General features: G+C 69.3%; 15 protein-coding genes. 10 read left to right on the top strand and 5 right to left on the bottom strand.

What is annotated here, in order from left to right:
* Positions 1-93 precede the first annotated feature (93 nt).
* From ilvA to FG99_RS06485, 3 genes are all read left to right on the top strand, one after another.
* Complete coding sequence (gene ilvA / locus FG99_RS06475; RefSeq protein ID WP_256204836.1) at positions 94-1,638, top strand: threonine ammonia-lyase, biosynthetic; 1,545 nt, start codon at positions 94-96, stop codon at positions 1,636-1,638.
* 114 nt (positions 1,639-1,752) lie between these two features.
* Complete coding sequence (locus FG99_RS06480) at positions 1,753-2,220, top strand: DUF2269 domain-containing protein (RefSeq protein ID WP_043268269.1); 468 nt, start codon at positions 1,753-1,755, stop codon at positions 2,218-2,220.
* Between the two features lie 22 nt (positions 2,221-2,242).
* Complete coding sequence (locus FG99_RS06485; RefSeq protein WP_009613931.1) at positions 2,243-2,710, top strand: DUF2269 family protein; 468 nt, start codon at positions 2,243-2,245, stop codon at positions 2,708-2,710.
* Between the two features lie 6 nt (positions 2,711-2,716).
* Here FG99_RS06485 and FG99_RS06490 read toward each other — a convergent pair whose 3' ends face one another.
* Positions 2,717-3,376 carry a histidinol-phosphatase gene (locus FG99_RS06490; RefSeq protein WP_043268271.1) on the bottom strand — a complete coding sequence of 220 codons (660 nt, stop codon included), beginning with the start codon at positions 3,374-3,376 and terminating at the stop codon, positions 2,717-2,719.
* A 145-nt stretch (positions 3,377-3,521) separates the two neighbouring features.
* Between FG99_RS06490 and FG99_RS06495 the strand changes: the two genes are divergently transcribed.
* From FG99_RS06495 to FG99_RS06505, 3 genes are all read left to right on the top strand, one after another.
* Entirely contained in the window at positions 3,522-4,001 is a 480-nt protein-coding gene (locus tag FG99_RS06495) for an RNA pyrophosphohydrolase (protein ID WP_009613927.1), read from the top strand.
* A gap of 21 nt (positions 4,002-4,022) precedes the next feature.
* Positions 4,023-6,302 carry a phosphoenolpyruvate--protein phosphotransferase gene (gene ptsP, locus FG99_RS06500; protein WP_043268273.1) on the top strand — a complete coding sequence of 760 codons (2,280 nt, stop codon included), beginning with the start codon at positions 4,023-4,025 and terminating at the stop codon, positions 6,300-6,302.
* A 74-nt stretch (positions 6,303-6,376) separates the two neighbouring features.
* Positions 6,377-7,399, top strand: coding sequence for a sensor domain-containing diguanylate cyclase (locus tag FG99_RS06505; RefSeq protein WP_043268275.1), 1,023 nt, complete (start codon positions 6,377-6,379; stop codon positions 7,397-7,399).
* Between the two features lie 287 nt (positions 7,400-7,686).
* Here FG99_RS06505 and FG99_RS06510 read toward each other — a convergent pair whose 3' ends face one another.
* Complete coding sequence (locus FG99_RS06510) at positions 7,687-8,439, bottom strand: NRDE family protein (RefSeq protein WP_043268277.1); 753 nt, start codon at positions 8,437-8,439, stop codon at positions 7,687-7,689.
* 193 nt (positions 8,440-8,632) lie between these two features.
* Between FG99_RS06510 and FG99_RS06515 the strand changes: the two genes are divergently transcribed.
* Together FG99_RS06515 and lgt are read left to right on the top strand one after the other, a co-directional pair.
* The gene (locus FG99_RS06515; RefSeq protein ID WP_043268279.1) at positions 8,633-9,421 is read left to right on the top strand and encodes a sulfite exporter TauE/SafE family protein; all 789 of its coding nucleotides are present in this window, start codon (positions 8,633-8,635) and stop codon (positions 9,419-9,421) included.
* A 9-nt stretch (positions 9,422-9,430) separates the two neighbouring features.
* Positions 9,431-10,264 (top strand): prolipoprotein diacylglyceryl transferase, encoded by an 834-nt coding sequence (gene lgt, locus FG99_RS06520; RefSeq protein ID WP_043268281.1) that lies wholly within the window; start codon positions 9,431-9,433, stop codon positions 10,262-10,264.
* Positions 10,265-10,452: 188 nt separating this feature from the next.
* Here the strand turns inward: lgt and FG99_RS06525 are convergent, their stop codons facing one another.
* Genes FG99_RS06525 through FG99_RS06535 form a run of 3 tightly spaced genes read right to left on the bottom strand, consistent with a single transcriptional unit; the run spans position 10,453 to position 13,071 of the window.
* Positions 10,453-10,974, bottom strand: coding sequence for a dihydrofolate reductase (locus FG99_RS06525; RefSeq protein ID WP_043268283.1), 522 nt, complete (start codon positions 10,972-10,974; stop codon positions 10,453-10,455).
* A 19-nt stretch (positions 10,975-10,993) separates the two neighbouring features.
* Entirely contained in the window at positions 10,994-12,055 is a 1,062-nt protein-coding gene (locus FG99_RS06530; protein ID WP_051878555.1) for a hypothetical protein, read from the bottom strand.
* Entirely contained in the window at positions 12,052-13,071 is a 1,020-nt protein-coding gene (locus FG99_RS06535) for a hypothetical protein (RefSeq protein ID WP_043268285.1), read from the bottom strand. The genes FG99_RS06530 and FG99_RS06535 overlap by 4 nt, the downstream gene beginning before the upstream one ends.
* Positions 13,072-13,255: 184 nt before the next feature.
* Between FG99_RS06535 and FG99_RS06540 the strand changes: the two genes are divergently transcribed.
* Both FG99_RS06540 and FG99_RS06545 read left to right on the top strand, forming a co-directional pair.
* The gene (locus tag FG99_RS06540) at positions 13,256-14,647 is read left to right on the top strand and encodes a DUF2868 domain-containing protein (protein ID WP_043268287.1); all 1,392 of its coding nucleotides are present in this window, start codon (positions 13,256-13,258) and stop codon (positions 14,645-14,647) included.
* On the top strand, positions 14,640-16,013 hold the full coding sequence (locus tag FG99_RS06545) for a GTPase/DUF3482 domain-containing protein (protein WP_043268289.1): 1,374 nt from the start codon (positions 14,640-14,642) through the stop codon (positions 16,011-16,013). The genes FG99_RS06540 and FG99_RS06545 overlap by 8 nt, the downstream gene beginning before the upstream one ends.
* Positions 16,014-16,081 lie beyond the last annotated feature (68 nt).

A 16,081-nucleotide genomic window follows, 5' to 3' on the forward strand; every position in this document is an offset into this window, starting at 1 on the left:
AAAGAGGGCTTGGGGCGCGGATTATAGCGGGGCCGCCGGGCGAATGTGGATTCGCCGCTCCCGGCCGCCGCCGACTGGAGTAGACTGGCGGCTTTGTGCCCCGTCCCTGCGAAGCCCGCCCCGATGCTCGAACAGTACGTCAAGAAAATCCTCACCTCGCGCGTCTACGACGTCGCCGAGGAAACGCCCCTGCAACCGGCCCGCCGCCTCTCCGAGCGCCTGGACAACCAGGTGCTGCTCAAGCGCGAGGACCTGCAGCCGGTGTTCTCCTTCAAGATCCGCGGCGCCTACAACAAGCTGGCGCAGCTGAGCCGCGAGGAACTGGCGCGCGGCGTGGTCACCGCCTCGGCCGGCAACCACGCCCAGGGCGTGGCCCTGGCGGCGAAGGAACTGGGGGTGAAGGCGACCATCGTGATGCCGCGCACCACGCCCGAGCTGAAGGTCCAGGGCGTGCGCGCCCGCGGCGGCAAGGCGGTGCTGCACGGCGACGCCTTCCCCGAGGCGCTGGCGTATTCGCTGAAGCTGGTGGAAGACAAGGGCTACGTCTACATCCACCCCTACGACGACCCGGACGTGATCGCAGGGCAAGGCACCGTGGCCATGGAGATACTCCGCCAGCACCCGGGCCGGCTGGACGCCATCTTCGTGCCGGTGGGCGGCGGCGGGCTGATCGCCGGCATCGCCGCCTACGTGAAGTACCTGCGCCCGGAGGTGAAGGTCATCGGCGTCGAGCCGGACGACTCCAACTGCCTGCAGGCCGCCATGGCCGCCGGCGAGCGCGTGGTGCTGAGCCAGGTCGGGCTGTTCGCCGACGGCGTGGCGGTGGCGCAGATCGGCCAGCACACCTTCGACATCTGCAAGCGGTACGTGGATGAGGTCATCACCGTCAGCACCGACGAAATCTGCGCGGCGATCAAGGACATCTACGACGACACCCGTTCCATCACCGAGCCCGCCGGCGCCCTGGCGGTGGCCGGGATCAAGAAGTACGTCGAGCGCGACGCCGCCCGCGGGCAGACCCTGGTGGCCATCGACTCCGGCGCCAACATCAACTTCGACCGCCTGCGCCACGTGGCCGAGCGCGCCGAGCTGGGCGAGAAGCGCGAAGCCATCATCGCCGTGACCATCCCCGAGCGCCCGGGCAGCTTCAAGGCCTTCTGCGAGGCCATCGGCAAGCGCCAGATCACCGAGTTCAACTACCGCTACAACACCGACAGCGAAGCGCACATCTTCGTCGGCGTGCAGACCCACCCGGACAGCGACCCGCGCGCGGTGCTGGTCGAGCAGCTGCGCGAGCAGGGCTTCCCGGTGCTGGACCTGACCGACAACGAGCTGGCCAAGCTGCACATCCGCCACATGGTCGGCGGCCACTCGCCGCGGGTCAGCGACGAGCAGGTGTTCCGCTTCGAGTTCCCCGAGCGCCCCGGCGCGCTGTTCAACTTCCTCAACAAGCTCGGCGGGCGCTGGAACATCACCATGTTCCACTACCGCAACCACGGCGCCGCCGACGGCCGCGTGGTCGCCGGCCTGCAGGTGCCGGAGGAGGAGCGCCACCTGGTGGCGCAGGCGCTGGAGGAAATCGGCTATCCCTACTGGGACGAGAGCGACAACCCGGCGTACAAGCTGTTCCTGGGTTGACGCCGCGCCTGGCGGGGAACGCCGGGGCGGCGCCCGCTGTCCCAGTTCGACCCGCCGGCCGGCAGCGCTGCTAGGCTGAGGGAACAGCCACGAATCGCGACAGGGACCGCCCGCATGGAAACCTACCAGACCCTCAAGATCCTCCATGGCGTCGCCGTGGCCGTGCCGCTGCTGGCCATCGCCGGCCTCGCCTGGTACGGCTGGCGCAGCTGGCGCGGCGGGGATGCCGGCGTGCTGGCCAAGGCGCTGCTGCGCATCGGCCTGGCGGCCTGGGTGCTGGTGGCCGGCAGCGTCGTCAGCCTGCCGCTGACCGGCTGGCAGATGGTCCACCGCGCCGGCTTCCCGCTGGGCCAGACCTGGCTGCTGGCCAGCGCCTGCCTGCTGATCCTGGTGGCGATCTTCTGGCTGCTGTTCACCAGCCGCCTGTGGCGCATCCGCGCCCTGGCGGTGAGCGCCCGCGACAGCGGCGAGCCGCTGGCCGAGCGCGTGGTGCGCGAGCTGCGCTTCGGCGCGGCGTTCTTCGCCCTGGCCCTGCTCAACTGGCTGGCGATACTGGCGCTGATGCTGGCCAAGCCACTGTGAATCCGATGGCGATGGAGCGCCGATGAGTCCCTACCTGCTGCTCAAGACCCTGCACATCCTGACCGCCACCCTGCTGTTCGGCACCGGCCTGGGCTCGGCCTACTACGCCTGGCGGGCCTGGCGCAGCGGGCAGTTGCAGGTCATCGCCACGACCTTCCGCCACCTGGTCAGCGCCGACTGGCTGTTCATCGCCACCAGCGCCGTGTTCCAGCCGCTCAGCGGCCTGGGCCTGGCGTACTGGGCCGGCTGGCCGCTGGCCCAGGGCTGGCTGCTGTGGAGCCTGGGGCTGTACGTGTTCGCCGGGCTCTGCTGGCTGCCGGTGGTGTGGCTGCAGATTCGCGTGCGCGACCTGGCCGAGGCGGCGACGGCGGCGGGAACCGCTTTGCCGCCGCGGGCCTTCTTCTATATGCGCTGGTGGTTCGCCCTGGGCTGGCCGGCGTTCCTGGCCTTCCTGGCGATCTTCTGGCTGATGGTCAACAAGCCGCTGTGAGGCGCCTCAGTCGCGCAGGCTGAGCACCGGCCAGCCGCGCTCCTCGGCGGTGGCGCGCAGGACTTCGTCGGGGTCGACGGCGACCGGGTTGGCGACGACTTCCAGCAGCGGCAGGTCGTTGCGCGAGTCGCTGTAGAAGTAGCTGCCGTCCAGGCTCATGCCGGTTTCCTGCAGCCAGCGTTGCAGGCGGGTCACCTTGCCGCCCTGGAAGCAGGGCACGTCGAAGGTGCGGCCGGTGTAGAGGCCGTCGCGCATCTCGCACTCGGTGGCGATCAGCGTTTCCACGCCCAGGCGCTCGGCGATGGGGCCGGTGACGAAGCGGTTGGTGGCGGTGATGATCACCAGGCGGTCGCCGGCGGTGCGGTGCTCGGCCAGCAGGGCTTCGCCGCGGGGCAGGATGATCGGCTCGATCACCTCCTCCATGAACTGGCGATGCCAGGTGGCCAGCTGCTCCAGGCTGTTGCGGCCGAGGATCGCCTGGGTGAAGGCCTGGTAGGCGAACACGTCCAGGGTGCCGGCCTGGTAGTCGGCATAGAAGGCATCGTTGCGCGCCTGGTATTCGCCGGCGTCGACCAGGCCGCGCCGGCACAGCCATTCGCCCCAGCTGTGGTCGCTGTCGCCGGCCAGCAGAGTGTTGTCGAGGTCGAAAAGGGCCAGACGCGCCATGGTTCACCATTAATTGCGAAAGCGGAAAAGTCGCCTAGAGTAACGGCTTTTGCCGGCCCTGCCCATGCGCGCCAAGCCTCGCGTTGCCGCTGTCACAGGCTTTGTGGAACAATGCGGGCACACGCGTTTTCGAGGATGTACCGCCGTGATCGATCCCGATGGTTTTCGCCCCAATGTCGGCATCATCCTCTCCAACGAGGCCGGTCAGGTTCTGTGGGCTCGGCGCATCAACCAGGAGGCCTGGCAGTTCCCGCAGGGCGGCATCAACGCCCGGGAAACTCCTGAAGAGGCGCTGTTCCGCGAGTTGAACGAGGAAGTCGGCCTGGAGGAGCAGGATGTGCGCATTCTCGCCTGCACCCGCGGCTGGTTGCGCTATCGTCTGCCGCAGCGTCTGGTGCGCACCAACAGCCAGCCGCTGTGCATCGGCCAGAAACAGAAGTGGTTCCTGCTGCGCCTGACCGGCGACGAGAACCGGGTACGCATGGATGTGACCGGCAAGCCGGAATTCGATGGCTGGCGCTGGGTGAGTTACTGGTATCCCCTGGGGCAGGTGGTGACCTTCAAGCGCGAGGTTTACCGGCGCGCCCTGAAGGAACTGGCGCCGCGCCTTCTGGCGCGGGACTGAAGAGGAGATAAGGCCCTGAGCATGCTCAACACGCTGCGCAAGATCGTCCAGGAAGTGAACGCCGCCAAGGACCTGAGGGCGGCGCTGGGCATCATCGTGCAGCGGGTCAAGGAAGCCATGGGCACCCAGGTGTGCTCGGTCTATCTGCTCGACGCCGAGTCCAACCGCTTCGTCCTGATGGCCACCGAGGGCCTGAACAAGCGCTCCATCGGCAAGGTCAGCATGGCCCCCAACGAGGGCCTGGTGGGCCTGGTCGGCACCCGCGAGGAGCCGCTGAACCTGGAGAACGCCTCCGAGCACCCGCGCTACCGCTACTTCGCCGAGACCGGCGAGGAACGCTACGCCTCCTTCCTCGGCGCCCCCATCATCCACCACCGCCGGGTGATGGGCGTACTGGTGGTGCAGCAGAAGGAAAAGCGCCAGTTCGACGAAGGCGAGGAAGCCTTCCTGGTGACCATGAGCGCGCAGCTGGCCGGAGTCATCGCCCACGCCGAGGCCACCGGTTCGATCCGCGGCCTGGGCAAGCTCGGCAAGGGCATCCAGGAAGCCAAGTTCGTCGGCGTGCCCGGCGCCCCCGGCGTGGCCGTGGGCAAGGCCGTGGTGGTGCTGCCGCCGGCCGACCTGGAAGTGGTCCCGGACAAGCCCATCGACGACGTCGAGGCCGAGGTCGAGCTGTTCAAGCAGGCCCTGGAAGCCGTCCGCGAAGACATGCGCAACCTCTCCAGCAAGCTGGCCACCCAGCTGCGCAAGGAAGAGCGCGCGCTGTTCGACGTCTACCTGATGATGCTCGACGACGCCTCCATCGGCCAGGAGGTCAAGCGCATCATCCGCTCCGGCCAGTGGGCCCAGGGCGCCCTGCGCCAGGTGGTGATGGAGCACGTCGCGCGCTTCGAGCTGATGGACGACGCCTACCTGCGCGAGCGCGCCTCCGACGTCAAGGACATCGGCCGGCGCATCCTCGCCTACCTGCAGGAAGAACGTAAGCAGACCCTCACCTACCCCGACCAGACCATCATCGTCAGCGAGGAACTGTCCCCGGCGATGCTCGGCGAGGTGCCCGAGGGCAAGCTGGTGGGGCTGATCTCGGTGCTCGGCTCGGGCAACTCCCACGTGGCCATCCTCGCCCGCGCCATGGGCATCCCCACGGTGATGGGCGCGGTCGACCTGCCGTATTCCAAGGTCGACGGCATCGACCTGATCGTCGACGGCTACCACGGCGAGATCTACACCAACCCGTCGCCGCAGTTGGTCAAGCAGTACGGCGAAGTGGTCGCCGAAGAGAAGGAACTGAGCAAGGGCCTGGCCGCGCTGCGCGAGCTGCCCTGCGAGACCCTCGACGGCCACCGCATGCCGCTGTGGGTCAACACCGGCCTGCTGGCCGACGTGGCCCGCGCCCAGGAGCGCGGCGCCGAGGGCGTTGGCCTGTACCGCACGGAAGTGCCGTTCATGATCAACGACCGCTTCCCCAGCGAAAAGGAGCAGCTGGCGATCTACCGCGAGCAGCTCTCGGCCTTCCACCCGCTGCCGGTGACCATGCGCACCCTGGACATCGGCGGCGACAAGGCGCTGTCCTACTTCCCGATCAAGGAAGACAACCCCTTCCTCGGCTGGCGCGGCATCCGCGTCACCCTCGACCACCCGGAAATCTTCCTGGTGCAGACCCGCGCCATGCTCAAGGCCAGCGAGGGCCTGAACAACCTGCGCATCCTGCTGCCGATGATCTCCGGCACCCACGAGCTGGAAGAGGCGCTGCACCTGATCCACCGCGCCTGGGGCGAGATTCGCGACGAAGGCGTGGACATCCCCATGCCGCCCATCGGCATGATGGTGGAGATCCCCGCGGCGGTGTACCAGACCCGCGAACTGGCGCGCCAGGTGGACTTCCTCTCGGTCGGCTCCAACGACCTGACCCAGTACCTGCTGGCGGTTGACCGCAACAACCCGCGGGTGGCCGACCTCTACGACTACCTGCACCCGGCGGTGCTGCAGGCGCTGAAGAAGGTGGTCGACGACGCCCACCTCGAAGGCAAGCCGGTGAGCATCTGCGGCGAGATGGCCGGCGACCCGGCGGCGGCGGTGCTGCTGATGGCCATGGGCTTCGACTCGCTGTCGATGAACGCCACCAACCTGCCGAAGGTGAAATGGCTGTTGCGCCAGATCACCCTGGGCAAGGCCCGCGAACTGCTCGGCCAGCTGATGACCTTCGACAACCCGCAGGTGATCCACAGTTCCCTGCACCTGGCTTTGCGCAATCTCGGCCTCGGCCGGGTGATCAACCCCGCGGCGACCGTCCAGGGCTGACCTGGAGCGCCGCACTCCCCGGAGCTGAGTCGTCCCTGGGGCCCTGTACAACCGGCAGCGCCGGGAGAAGGCTTATGGACGAGCAGCAAGCGCTCGCGGGCGACCGCGAAGCCATCGAGAAGACCCTCCGCTATGCCCTGGAGATCGTCAGCGACGGCATCTGGGACTGGGACATCCGCAGCAATGACGTCAAGCGCAGCCCCGGCTGGTACCGCATGCTCGGCTACCCCATCGATGGCCTGCCGGAAAACGTCGCCACCTGGCACTCGGTGATCCACCCGGACGACTTCCCCCGCGTCATGCGCAGCTTCCAGGCCTATCTGGACGGCCGGCAGGCGGCCTACGCCGAGGAATACCGCTGTCTCTGCGCCAACGGCGAGTACCTGTGGATAAGGGACCACGGCCGCTTCGTCGAATTCGACGGCGAGGGCCGCGCCACGCGGATGATCGGCGCCCACCACAACATCCACGAGCGCAAGCTGATCGAGCTGGAACTCAAGCGGCGCAACGAAGAGCTGCACGAACTCAACCGCAACCTGGAACAACTGGTCGAACAGCGCACCGAGGCCCTGCGCCAGGCCAACCTGGCCCTGGCCGAACAGGCCGCGGTGGCGGTGCGCCTGAGCGAGACCGACCCGCTGACGCAGATCTACAACCGCCGCCGCTTCGAAAGCAGCCTGCAGCAGGAATGGCAGCGCCTGCAGCGCCACGACCAGCCGGTCAGCCTGCTGATGTTCGACCTCGACCACTTCAAGCGCATCAACGACCTCTTCGGCCACCCGGTCGGCGACCGCGTGCTGGTAGCGGTGACCCAGGCGGTGCGCCGGACCCTGCGCGAAGAGGACTGCTTCGCCCGCTGGGGCGGCGAGGAATTCATCGTACTGCTGCCGAACACCCCGCTGGCCTCCGCCAGCCGCCTGGCCGAGCGCCTGCGCCTGCACATCCGCGAGGCCTGCGCCGAGCTGGAGCAACCGCTCACCGCCAGCTTCGCCCTGGCCGGCATGCGCCGCGCCGAACCCCTGGAAAACCTGCTGCGCCGCCTGGACGACGCCCTCTACCGGGCCAAGCGCCTGCGCGATGCCATCGAGGTGTGCTAGGCCTCGGTGCATGGTGTAGGCGCAATTGCCCTACCGGCTGCGCCGAGGTGCTTTTCGTAGGATGGGTTGAGCTTGCGAAACCCATGCGGTGGCGGTGATGGGTATCGCTTCGCTCAACCCATCCTACGGGGCTGCGCGATGCCATCGAGGTGTGCTAGCGCGCATCGGACGTGATGTAGGAGCGGGCCCTGCCCGCGATTTCGCGCGCAGGGCGCGCTCCTACATGGGATTGGCGCGGTAGGCTGACCATCGCGGACGGAGTCCGCTCCTACAAAACCAACCTTCCCCTAGGTGTTGAGCTCCAGGCGCACCTCGCCCAGATGGGCCCCCTCCGGCCCGAAGCTGCGCTCGATGAACTCCCGGCGCCCATCGGCATGCACGCGCAGCACGCTGCTGGCGCGGGTGCCGTAGTTGGCGCTGGCGATGAACACGCTGGACAGCAGGCGCTCGGTGGCCAGGCCGACGCCGGTTTCCGGCAGCCGTTCGTCGCCGGGGCGTTCACGGTCGCCGAGCAGCCCCAGCAATGCTTCGGGCTCGGCTTCGTCGAGGTGTTCCTCCAGCGCGGCGCGGGCACGCAGCAGCTTGGGCCAGGGCGTATCCAGCGAAGCGTTGGACAGCCCGTGCAGCCCGGCCGGCAATTCCCGCGGCTCGCCATCACGGGGATTGAAGTAGCAGAGCTGACGGGCATCGCCGACCAGCAGATTGAAGCCGGAATACTCGGCGGCGCGGCGCTGCACCTCGGCCAGGTAGTCCAGCGGCGCCTGACGGCCACGCAGAAAACCGGCCACCAGCTCGCCGCGGGAGCGCGGCCCCAGCGGCTGGCTCGGATCACGCACGTTGGTCAGCGCCGCGAAGCGCCCGCCAGGCCCCAGCCCCATCCAGGTACCTCCGGCCTCCAGATCGCGCCCGGCATACACGCCCGGCGCATCCTCCCACGCCGCCAGCGGCAGGGTGGGGCGGGCATAGAACTCGTCGCGGTTGGCCGCGACTATCAGCGGCATGGCGTGTCCGGGGCGCCAGGCAAGGACGATCAGGCACATGGGGCAGGGCCCTGCGGTGGTGGTCCTGGCAGGGTAGGTAACTGGCGTTGGCAACTCAATAGCCGCCGTCGTCCGGGCACGGCGCACGATGAAATTTCTTTCATATTGGTACCGAAAGGCCTGTTGCACCGCGGGCGGCTGCCGTCGCCGGCGCATTTTCGGTACCATGCCGCTTTTGCCACCCGAGGTCTCCATGGAGTTCCTTCTCTACCTGGTGCTGGGTGCCTGCGCGGGCGTGCTGGCCGGGTTGTTCGGCGTCGGCGGTGGCCTGATCATCGTCCCGGTGCTGGTGTTCAGCTTCACCGCCCATGGCTTCCCCGTCGAGGTGCTGACGCAGATGGCGGTGGGCACCTCGCTGGCTACCATCGTCTTCACCTCGGTCAATTCCATCCTCGAACACCATCGCCGCGGCGCGGTGCTCTGGCCGGTGTTCCTGTGGATGACCGTGGGCATCGTCGTCGGCAGCGCCCTGGGCGCGCTGACCGCCTCGGCCATCAAGGGAGCGGTGCTGCAGAAGATCATCGGCGTCTTCGCCGTGCTCATCTCCATCCAGATGACCCTGGGTCTGCAACCCAAGGCCGGCGGCAGCCTGCCGGGCAAGGGCGGGTTGGGCGCGGCCGGCGGCTTCATCGGCTGGGCCTCGGCGATCTTCGGTATCGGCGGCGGCTCGCTGACCGTGCCTTTCCTGTCCTGGCGCGGCGTCTCCATGCAGCAGGCGGTGGCCACTTCCTCGGCCTGTGGCTTGCCCATCGCCATCGCCGGGGCGATTTCGTTCATCGTGGTCGGCTGGCACCGGCCCGAGCTGCCGCAGTGGAGCTTCGGCTTCGTCTACCTGCCGGCGCTGGTGGGCATCGCCGTCACCAGCATGTTCTTCGCCCGCATCGGCGCGCGCCTGGCGCACCGCCTGCCGGCCAAGGTGCTCAAGCGCCTGTTCGCTCTGCTGATGTTCTGCATCGGCATGAGTTTCCTGATCAAACCCTAGGAGTAAGCGATGCTGCCCTATCCACAGATCGACCCCGTCGCGGTGTCGCTCGGCCCCCTGAAGATCCACTGGTACGGGCTGATGTACCTGATCGGCATCGGCGGCGCCTGGCTGCTGGCCTCGCGCCGGCTCGACCGCTTCGACCCGACCTGGAGCAAGGAGAAGCTCTCCGACCTGGTGTTCTGGGTCGCCTGCGGCGTGGTGCTCGGCGGGCGCCTGGGCTACGTGCTGTTCTACAAGCTGGACTTCTACCTGGCCAGCCCGCTGAACCTGTTCAAGGTCTGGGAAGGCGGCATGTCGTTCCACGGCGGGCTGATCGGGGTGATGCTGGCCACCTGGTGGTTCGGCAAGCGCAACGGCAAGAGCTTCTTCCAGCTGATGGACTTCATCGCCCCGCTGGTGCCGATCGGCCTGGGCGCCGGGCGCATCGGCAACTTCATCAACGCCGAGCTGTGGGGCAAGCCCACCGACGTGCCCTGGGCGATGATCTTCCCGCCCTACAGCGACCCCGCGCAGCTGCCGCGCCACCCGTCGCAGCTGTACGAGTTCGCCCTGGAAGGCATAGTGCTGTTCGCCATCCTCTGGATGTTCTCGCGCAAGCCGCGGCCGACCACCTCGGTATCGGGCCTGTTCATCCTCTGCTACGGCTGCTTCCGCTTCTTCGTCGAGTTCTTCCGCCTGCCCGACGCCGACCAGGGCGCCGGCGGCAACGGCGGTCCGGGCTACCTGGCCTGGGACTGGCTGACCATGGGCCAACTGCTGTGCGTGCCGATGATCCTCGGCGGCATCGCCCTGATGGTCTGGGCCTACCGCCGCGCGGCGGCGAAGCCGGCGACCAACTGACGGGACGGCGGTTTTTCGTAGAAGCGGGCAAGCCCGCCTACGTCCTCCGGCAAACGCGACACCCGTAGGATGGGTTGAGCGAAGCGATACCCATCACCGAGACCGCATGGGTTTCGCAAGCTCAACCCATCCTACGAAAAGCACCTCGGTGCAGTGGGCAAGCTCGCTTCTGCCAAGCCAAGAGCCGCTCAAGCGCTATCCCAGACCTCAAAGGCATAGGCCGGCGTTTCCGCCGTAGCCTCATGCTCGATACTGGACGCCAGGTGCCAGCGGCTTTCGTCCACCTCGGGGAAGTGCGCGTCGCCCGCCGGGCTCAGGGCCACGCGGGTCAGGTACAGGCGCTCGGCCACGGGCAGAGCCTCGGCGTAGAGCTGGGCGCCGCCGATCAGCATCAGCTCCTCGGCTTCCTCCTCCCGCGCCCAGGCATCGGCGCGCTGTAGCGCGGCTTCCAGCGAGGTGAAGACCTCCGCACCTTCCAGCTGCAGGCCGGCCTGGCGGCTGACCACCAGGTTGAGCCGGCCGGGCAGCGGGCGGCCGAGGGAGTCCCAGGTCTTGCGGCCCATGATGATCGGCTTGCCCAGGGTCAGCGCCTTGAAGTGCTTGAGGTCGGCCGGCAGGTGCCAGGGCAGGCGGTTGTCGATGCCGATCACGCGGTTCTCGGCGAGGGCGGCGATCATCGCCAGCGGCAGGCGGGAAGGGGCTTGGGACATCGTGGCTCCGGTCATGTGCTCAGGGTGATCCATCGGTGGCAGAGGATACCAGCCGCTGGGCCGGCGCGTCGTTCGCGTAGGGCGGCACGCGCATGAAGAAGGTGCCGTCCTCGTTGACCTGGGTGATGCCGGTGGCCAGTACCTTGCGGTAGTCCTTGAGGCTGAACGCCAGCGTCTGGCCGGGCTGCTCGGCTTTGAGCAGCACCTGCGCGTAGGTGATGAGGATCTCGAAGATCTTCAGGTCGCCCGACTGCAGCCAGATGTACGAAGGACCGGCCAGGCTGGGCGGCTCGAAGCGCGGCGGCGGGCTGCCGGCCGGGCGGGCGAAGCGCAGGTGCAGGCCCTGCGCATCGAGCCAGGCGGCGTCGACCTTGCCGTCGATGCCCACCAGCGGGAACACCCGGTGGTAGTCCAGGCGCATGGCGTTGTCGCGCAGCAGGGCGCCGGGGCGCTCCAGGCTGACCAGCGAATCCAGGCGCAGGCCGACCAGGCTCATGGCGCCGTAGGCCGGCACGCCGAGGACCTTGACCTGGTCCGGCTGGTAGAGGATCTCGTCGCCCTCCAGGCGCACGCTGCCGGCCAGGCGCAGCGGCAGCCAGGGGCCGATGCCCAGGGGCTGCACCTCGCCGCTGACGCGCAGGCGCTCGCCGTCGATGCTCATGCTGAAGTTGCGCAGCATGCTCTGTGGATAAGCCAGGATGCGCTCGTTGAACAGGCTGGCCAGTTGCTGCGGGTCGAGGATCACCTCGCCCTCGGTGACCTGGATGCGCATGTCCTGCGGGCGGTCGAAATCCACCGGCGCGCCGGCCTTGAGCGGCACCAGCCAGCCCTTGAGCTGCGGGCTGTGGAAGCCGATGCCACCCTCGAAGTACATGTCCACGTTGTGCAGCAGCAGGCCGACGCCGTCCTGGCCGGAATCGCGCACGCCGCCCGGGCGGCTGGCGGCGTGCCCGGCGTCCGGCGGCGTCTGCTGGAACCAGCCCTGGCGCAGCAGCTGCAGTTCCTGCTGCTGGCGGTCGATGGCGCTTTGCGCCTGGGCGAACAGGGGCAGGGCGAGGAGCAGGGGCAGCAGGCGCTTCATAGGGCTTTCTCCTGCGGGGCCGGCGCCTTCACCGGCGATACCGCGATGTGCACCATGCCGTCCTGGCGCAGGCGGATCTCGCCGTACTGCAGCTGGCGGCGGTAGTCGTAGAGGTTGAACAGCAGCGGCTGCCCGGGGCTGAGACTGGTGAACAGGGCGTAGGCCTTGACCAGGATGGTGCGGGCCATCTTGATGTCGCCGCCCTGGATGAACATGTAGCTCTCCGGCGCCTGCAATTGCGGCCATTGCAGGCTGGCCAGGTCCTCGCCCAGCAGCAGGTCCATGCCGCCGTCGGCCAGCTTCAGGCTGCGCACGGCGAACTCCAGGCGCGGCGGCGGGAACAGGCCGTCGAGGTCGACCAGGATGCGGTTGCCGACCAGTTGCATGTGCGCGGTGTGCAGTTGCAGCACCTCTGACATTTCGATGGAGGCGGCGCTCAGCGAAGGGGTGACGTCCACGCCGTCGACGAAGATGCGTTGCGGCACCAGCGCCACCTTCAGCGGGCCGGCCTGCTCGATGCCGGTGAGCATCCGCAGCGGCCGCCAGCGGCCCTTGCGCAGCAGCTCGCCGCGCACTTCCTGGCCATCCTTGCGGGTGGCCAGGACCAGGTTGCGCACCGGCGCGTCGGCGCCGCGCAGTTCGGCGTTGAGCAGGGTGGCGAGGGTGGCGTCGGCGACGAAGATGTCGCCGGCCTGGATGCGCGCGACCATGGCCCTGGGGTCGTCGAGCATCAGCGGCGTGCCCTTGGGGCCGTTGGAGCTCATGCGGATCAGCATGCGGCGGATGAAGAAGCCGATGTCGTCGTGCAGGCGGAAGTCGGTGTGGCTTATCCACAGCTTCGACTCGTCGCTGTCGGAGGCGCGCTGGCCGACTTTGTCGTCCAGCTGGCGCGGCGGCACCGCCTGCATCAGCGGGGTGTCCGGGCCCCAGTCGGAGGGGCGCACCGGGGGCGTTTCCACGGCCGCCGCGTGGGCGGCGGCCAGCAGGAGCAGGGCGCAGGGCAGGACGCGCGGCATGGCGGGCCTCGTTGTTGTTGTTCTGGTTGGCTTTGGCACCCTATACCCGTGGGCGCGCCGGGTAAGCCCTTCCTTGGTTCGGTCGGCGGGCGCCGGTGTTACCGTTACCCCGGAGAGCTGGCGGGCGGACGCGGCGCGGCACAGCGGTTATGCTTGCGCCCCAGGAACCCGTGCCGGAGACACTGTGAGCGATAGCGCCCCACCTTCCGCCTTCGACCGACTGTGGCTGTGCGAAGCCGTGCGCCTGCGCGAGGAGCAGGCCGGCCCGCTGGAGGACGCCGAGGCCAACCGCCGCGCCATCGCCGCCGGCGGCGAACTGCCCCGGCGCATCGAGAACCGCGCCCTGTGGCTGGCCGGCCGCGACGAGCTGGACAGCGCCCTGCGCCTGTGGAAACAGGGCGCGCAACTGGCCTTCTACCTGCTGATCTTCCTCGCCCTGCTCAGCGGCGCCGGCCTGGCCCTGGCCGCCCTCGGCGATGGCCAGCGCCCGGTCAATGTGTTCTGGGCCCTGGCCAGCCTGCTCGGCCTGGACCTGCTGATGCTGCTCGGCTGGGCCGCGGGTTTCGCCCTTGGCGGCGGCGAGGCGGCCGGCGCGCTGGGCCGTCTCTGGCTATGGCTGAGCGGCAAGCTGGCGCGCGATGCCCGCGCCGCGCAACTGGCGCCGGCGCTGCTGGTGCTGCTCGGCCGCCAGCGCCTGACGCGCTGGGCGCTGGGCATGCTGGTCCACGGCCTGTGGTTGCTGGCCCTGGGCGCGGCCATGGTGGTGCTGTTGGCGTTGCTCTCGACGCGGCGCTACGGCTTCGTCTGGGAAACCACCATCCTCGGCGGCGACACCTTCGTTTTCCTCACCCAAGGCCTCGGCGCACTGCCTTCGTTGCTGGGCTTCCCGCTGCCGGACAGCGACCTGGTGCGCGCCAGCGGCGACGCCCTGGTGGCCAGCGAGGCGGCGCGCCACGCCTGGGCCGGCTGGCTGGTGGGCATCCTGCTGGTCTACGGGCTGCTGCCGCGCCTGCTGCTCTGGGCCTTCTGCCTGTGGCGCTGGCGCCGCGGCCGCGCGGCGTTGCGCCTGGACCTCTCGCTGCCCGGCTACAGCCTGCTGCGCGAACGCCTGCTGCCCAGCAGCGAGCGCCTGGGCGTCAACGATGCCGCGCCGGCCAGCCTGGTCGAGCCCCAGGCGCAGAACCCTGCCGCCAGCGCGGACGGCGCCCTGCTGGTGGCCATCGAACTGGACGACAGCCAGCCCTGGCCGCCGAAGCTGCCGGCCGGCGTGGCCGATGCCGGCGTGCTGGACGATGGCGCGCAACGCCGCCGCCTGCTGGAACAACTGACCCGCTACCCGCCGGCGCGCCTGGCCATCGCCTGCGACCCACGGCGTTCGCCGGACCGCGGTACCCTGGCGCTGATCGCCGAGCTGTCGCGCTGCGCCGGCGCCACCCGCGTCTGGCTGCTGCAGCCGCCGGCGGGCAGCGGCCTGGACAGCGACCGCTTGGCCGACTGGCATGCCGCCATCGACAAGCTGAACCTGCCGCACAGCGGCGCATCGCCCCTGGCCTGGCTGGAGAGCGGACATGACTGAGCCCCTCAGGCTGGCCGTGGTCGGCCACACCAACGTCGGCAAGACCTCGCTGCTGCGCACCCTGACCCGCGACGTCGGCTTCGGCGAGGTCTCGCACCGTCCCAGCACCACCCGCCACGTCGAGGGCGCGCGCCTGTCGGTGGACGGCGAGTCGCTGCTGGAGCTGTACGACACGCCGGGCCTGGAGGACGCCATCGCCCTGCGCGACTTTCTCGACGCCCTGGAACGTCCCGGCGAGCGCCTGGATGGCCCGGAGAAGCTGCGCCGCTTCCTCGACGGCAGCGAGGCGCGCGGCCGCTTCGAACAGGAAGCCAAGGTGCTGCGCCAGTTGCAGGCATCCGACGCCGGGCTCTACGTGATCGACGCCCGTGAACCGGTGCTGGCCAAGTACCGCGACGAACTAGCGGTGCTCGCCGGCTGTGCGCGGCCGCTGCTGCCGGTGCTGAATTTCGTCGCCAGCGCCAACCACCGCGAGGAGCAATGGCGCGAGGCCCTGTCGCGCCTGGGCCTGCACGCGCTGGTGCGCTTCGACAGCGTGGCGCCGCCGCTGGACGGCGAACGCCGGCTCTACGAAAGCCTGGCGCTGCTGCTGGAGAAGTCGCGCCCGCAGCTGGAACGGCTGATCCGGGACCACGAGGCCCAGGCCGTGGCGCGCCGCGAAGCCGGCGCCAAGCTGATCGCCGAGCTGCTGGTGGACGTCGCCGCCTGCCGCGACCTGGTGCCGGGCGATGCCGAGGCCATCCGCCTGGCCACCGAAGTGTTGCGCGACCGCGTGCGCAAGCGCGAGGAAGCCTGCGTGCAGGCCCTGCTGCGCCTCTACGCCTTCCGCAAGGACGATGCCCGCGCCGCCGACCTGCCGCTGCTGGACGGGCGCTGGGGCGACGACCTGTTCAACCCCGAAACCCTGCGCCAGCTCGGCGTGCGCCTGGGCGGCGGGGTGGCTGCCGGCGCCGCGGCTGGCGCGGGCATCGACCTGCTGGTGGGCGGCCTGACCCTGGGCGCCGCCACCGCCCTCGGCGCCCTGGCCGGCGGCGCCTGGCAGACCGTCGGCCACTACGGCCAGCGCCTGCTCGGCAAGCTCAAGGGCCAGCGCGAACTTTCGGTGGACGACAGTGTGCTGCGCCTGCTCGCCCTGCGCCAGCGCCAGCTGCTGGCGGCATTGCAGACGCGGGGCCATGCGGCCATGGAAGCCATCCGCGTCGATTCGCCGGAAGACAAGCAATGGCGCGAGGGCAAGCTGCCCGAGGCGCTGCGCAAGGCGCGGGCGCACCCGGAGTGGTCGACCTTGAATGGCCGCAAGCGGGTGGATAAGAGCGAACGCCAGGAGCAGGTAGACGCCCTGGCTCAGCAGCTATTGGAACCGTAGGGCGGATAACCGCGAACGGTTATACGCCGCTACACCTCCGTTGCCGCCGCGTCTTGGCCGAGCCCTGG

The organism is Pseudomonas sp. AAC, assembly GCF_000725445.1.
GTDB lineage: Bacteria > Pseudomonadota > Gammaproteobacteria > Pseudomonadales > Pseudomonadaceae > Pseudomonas > Pseudomonas citronellolis.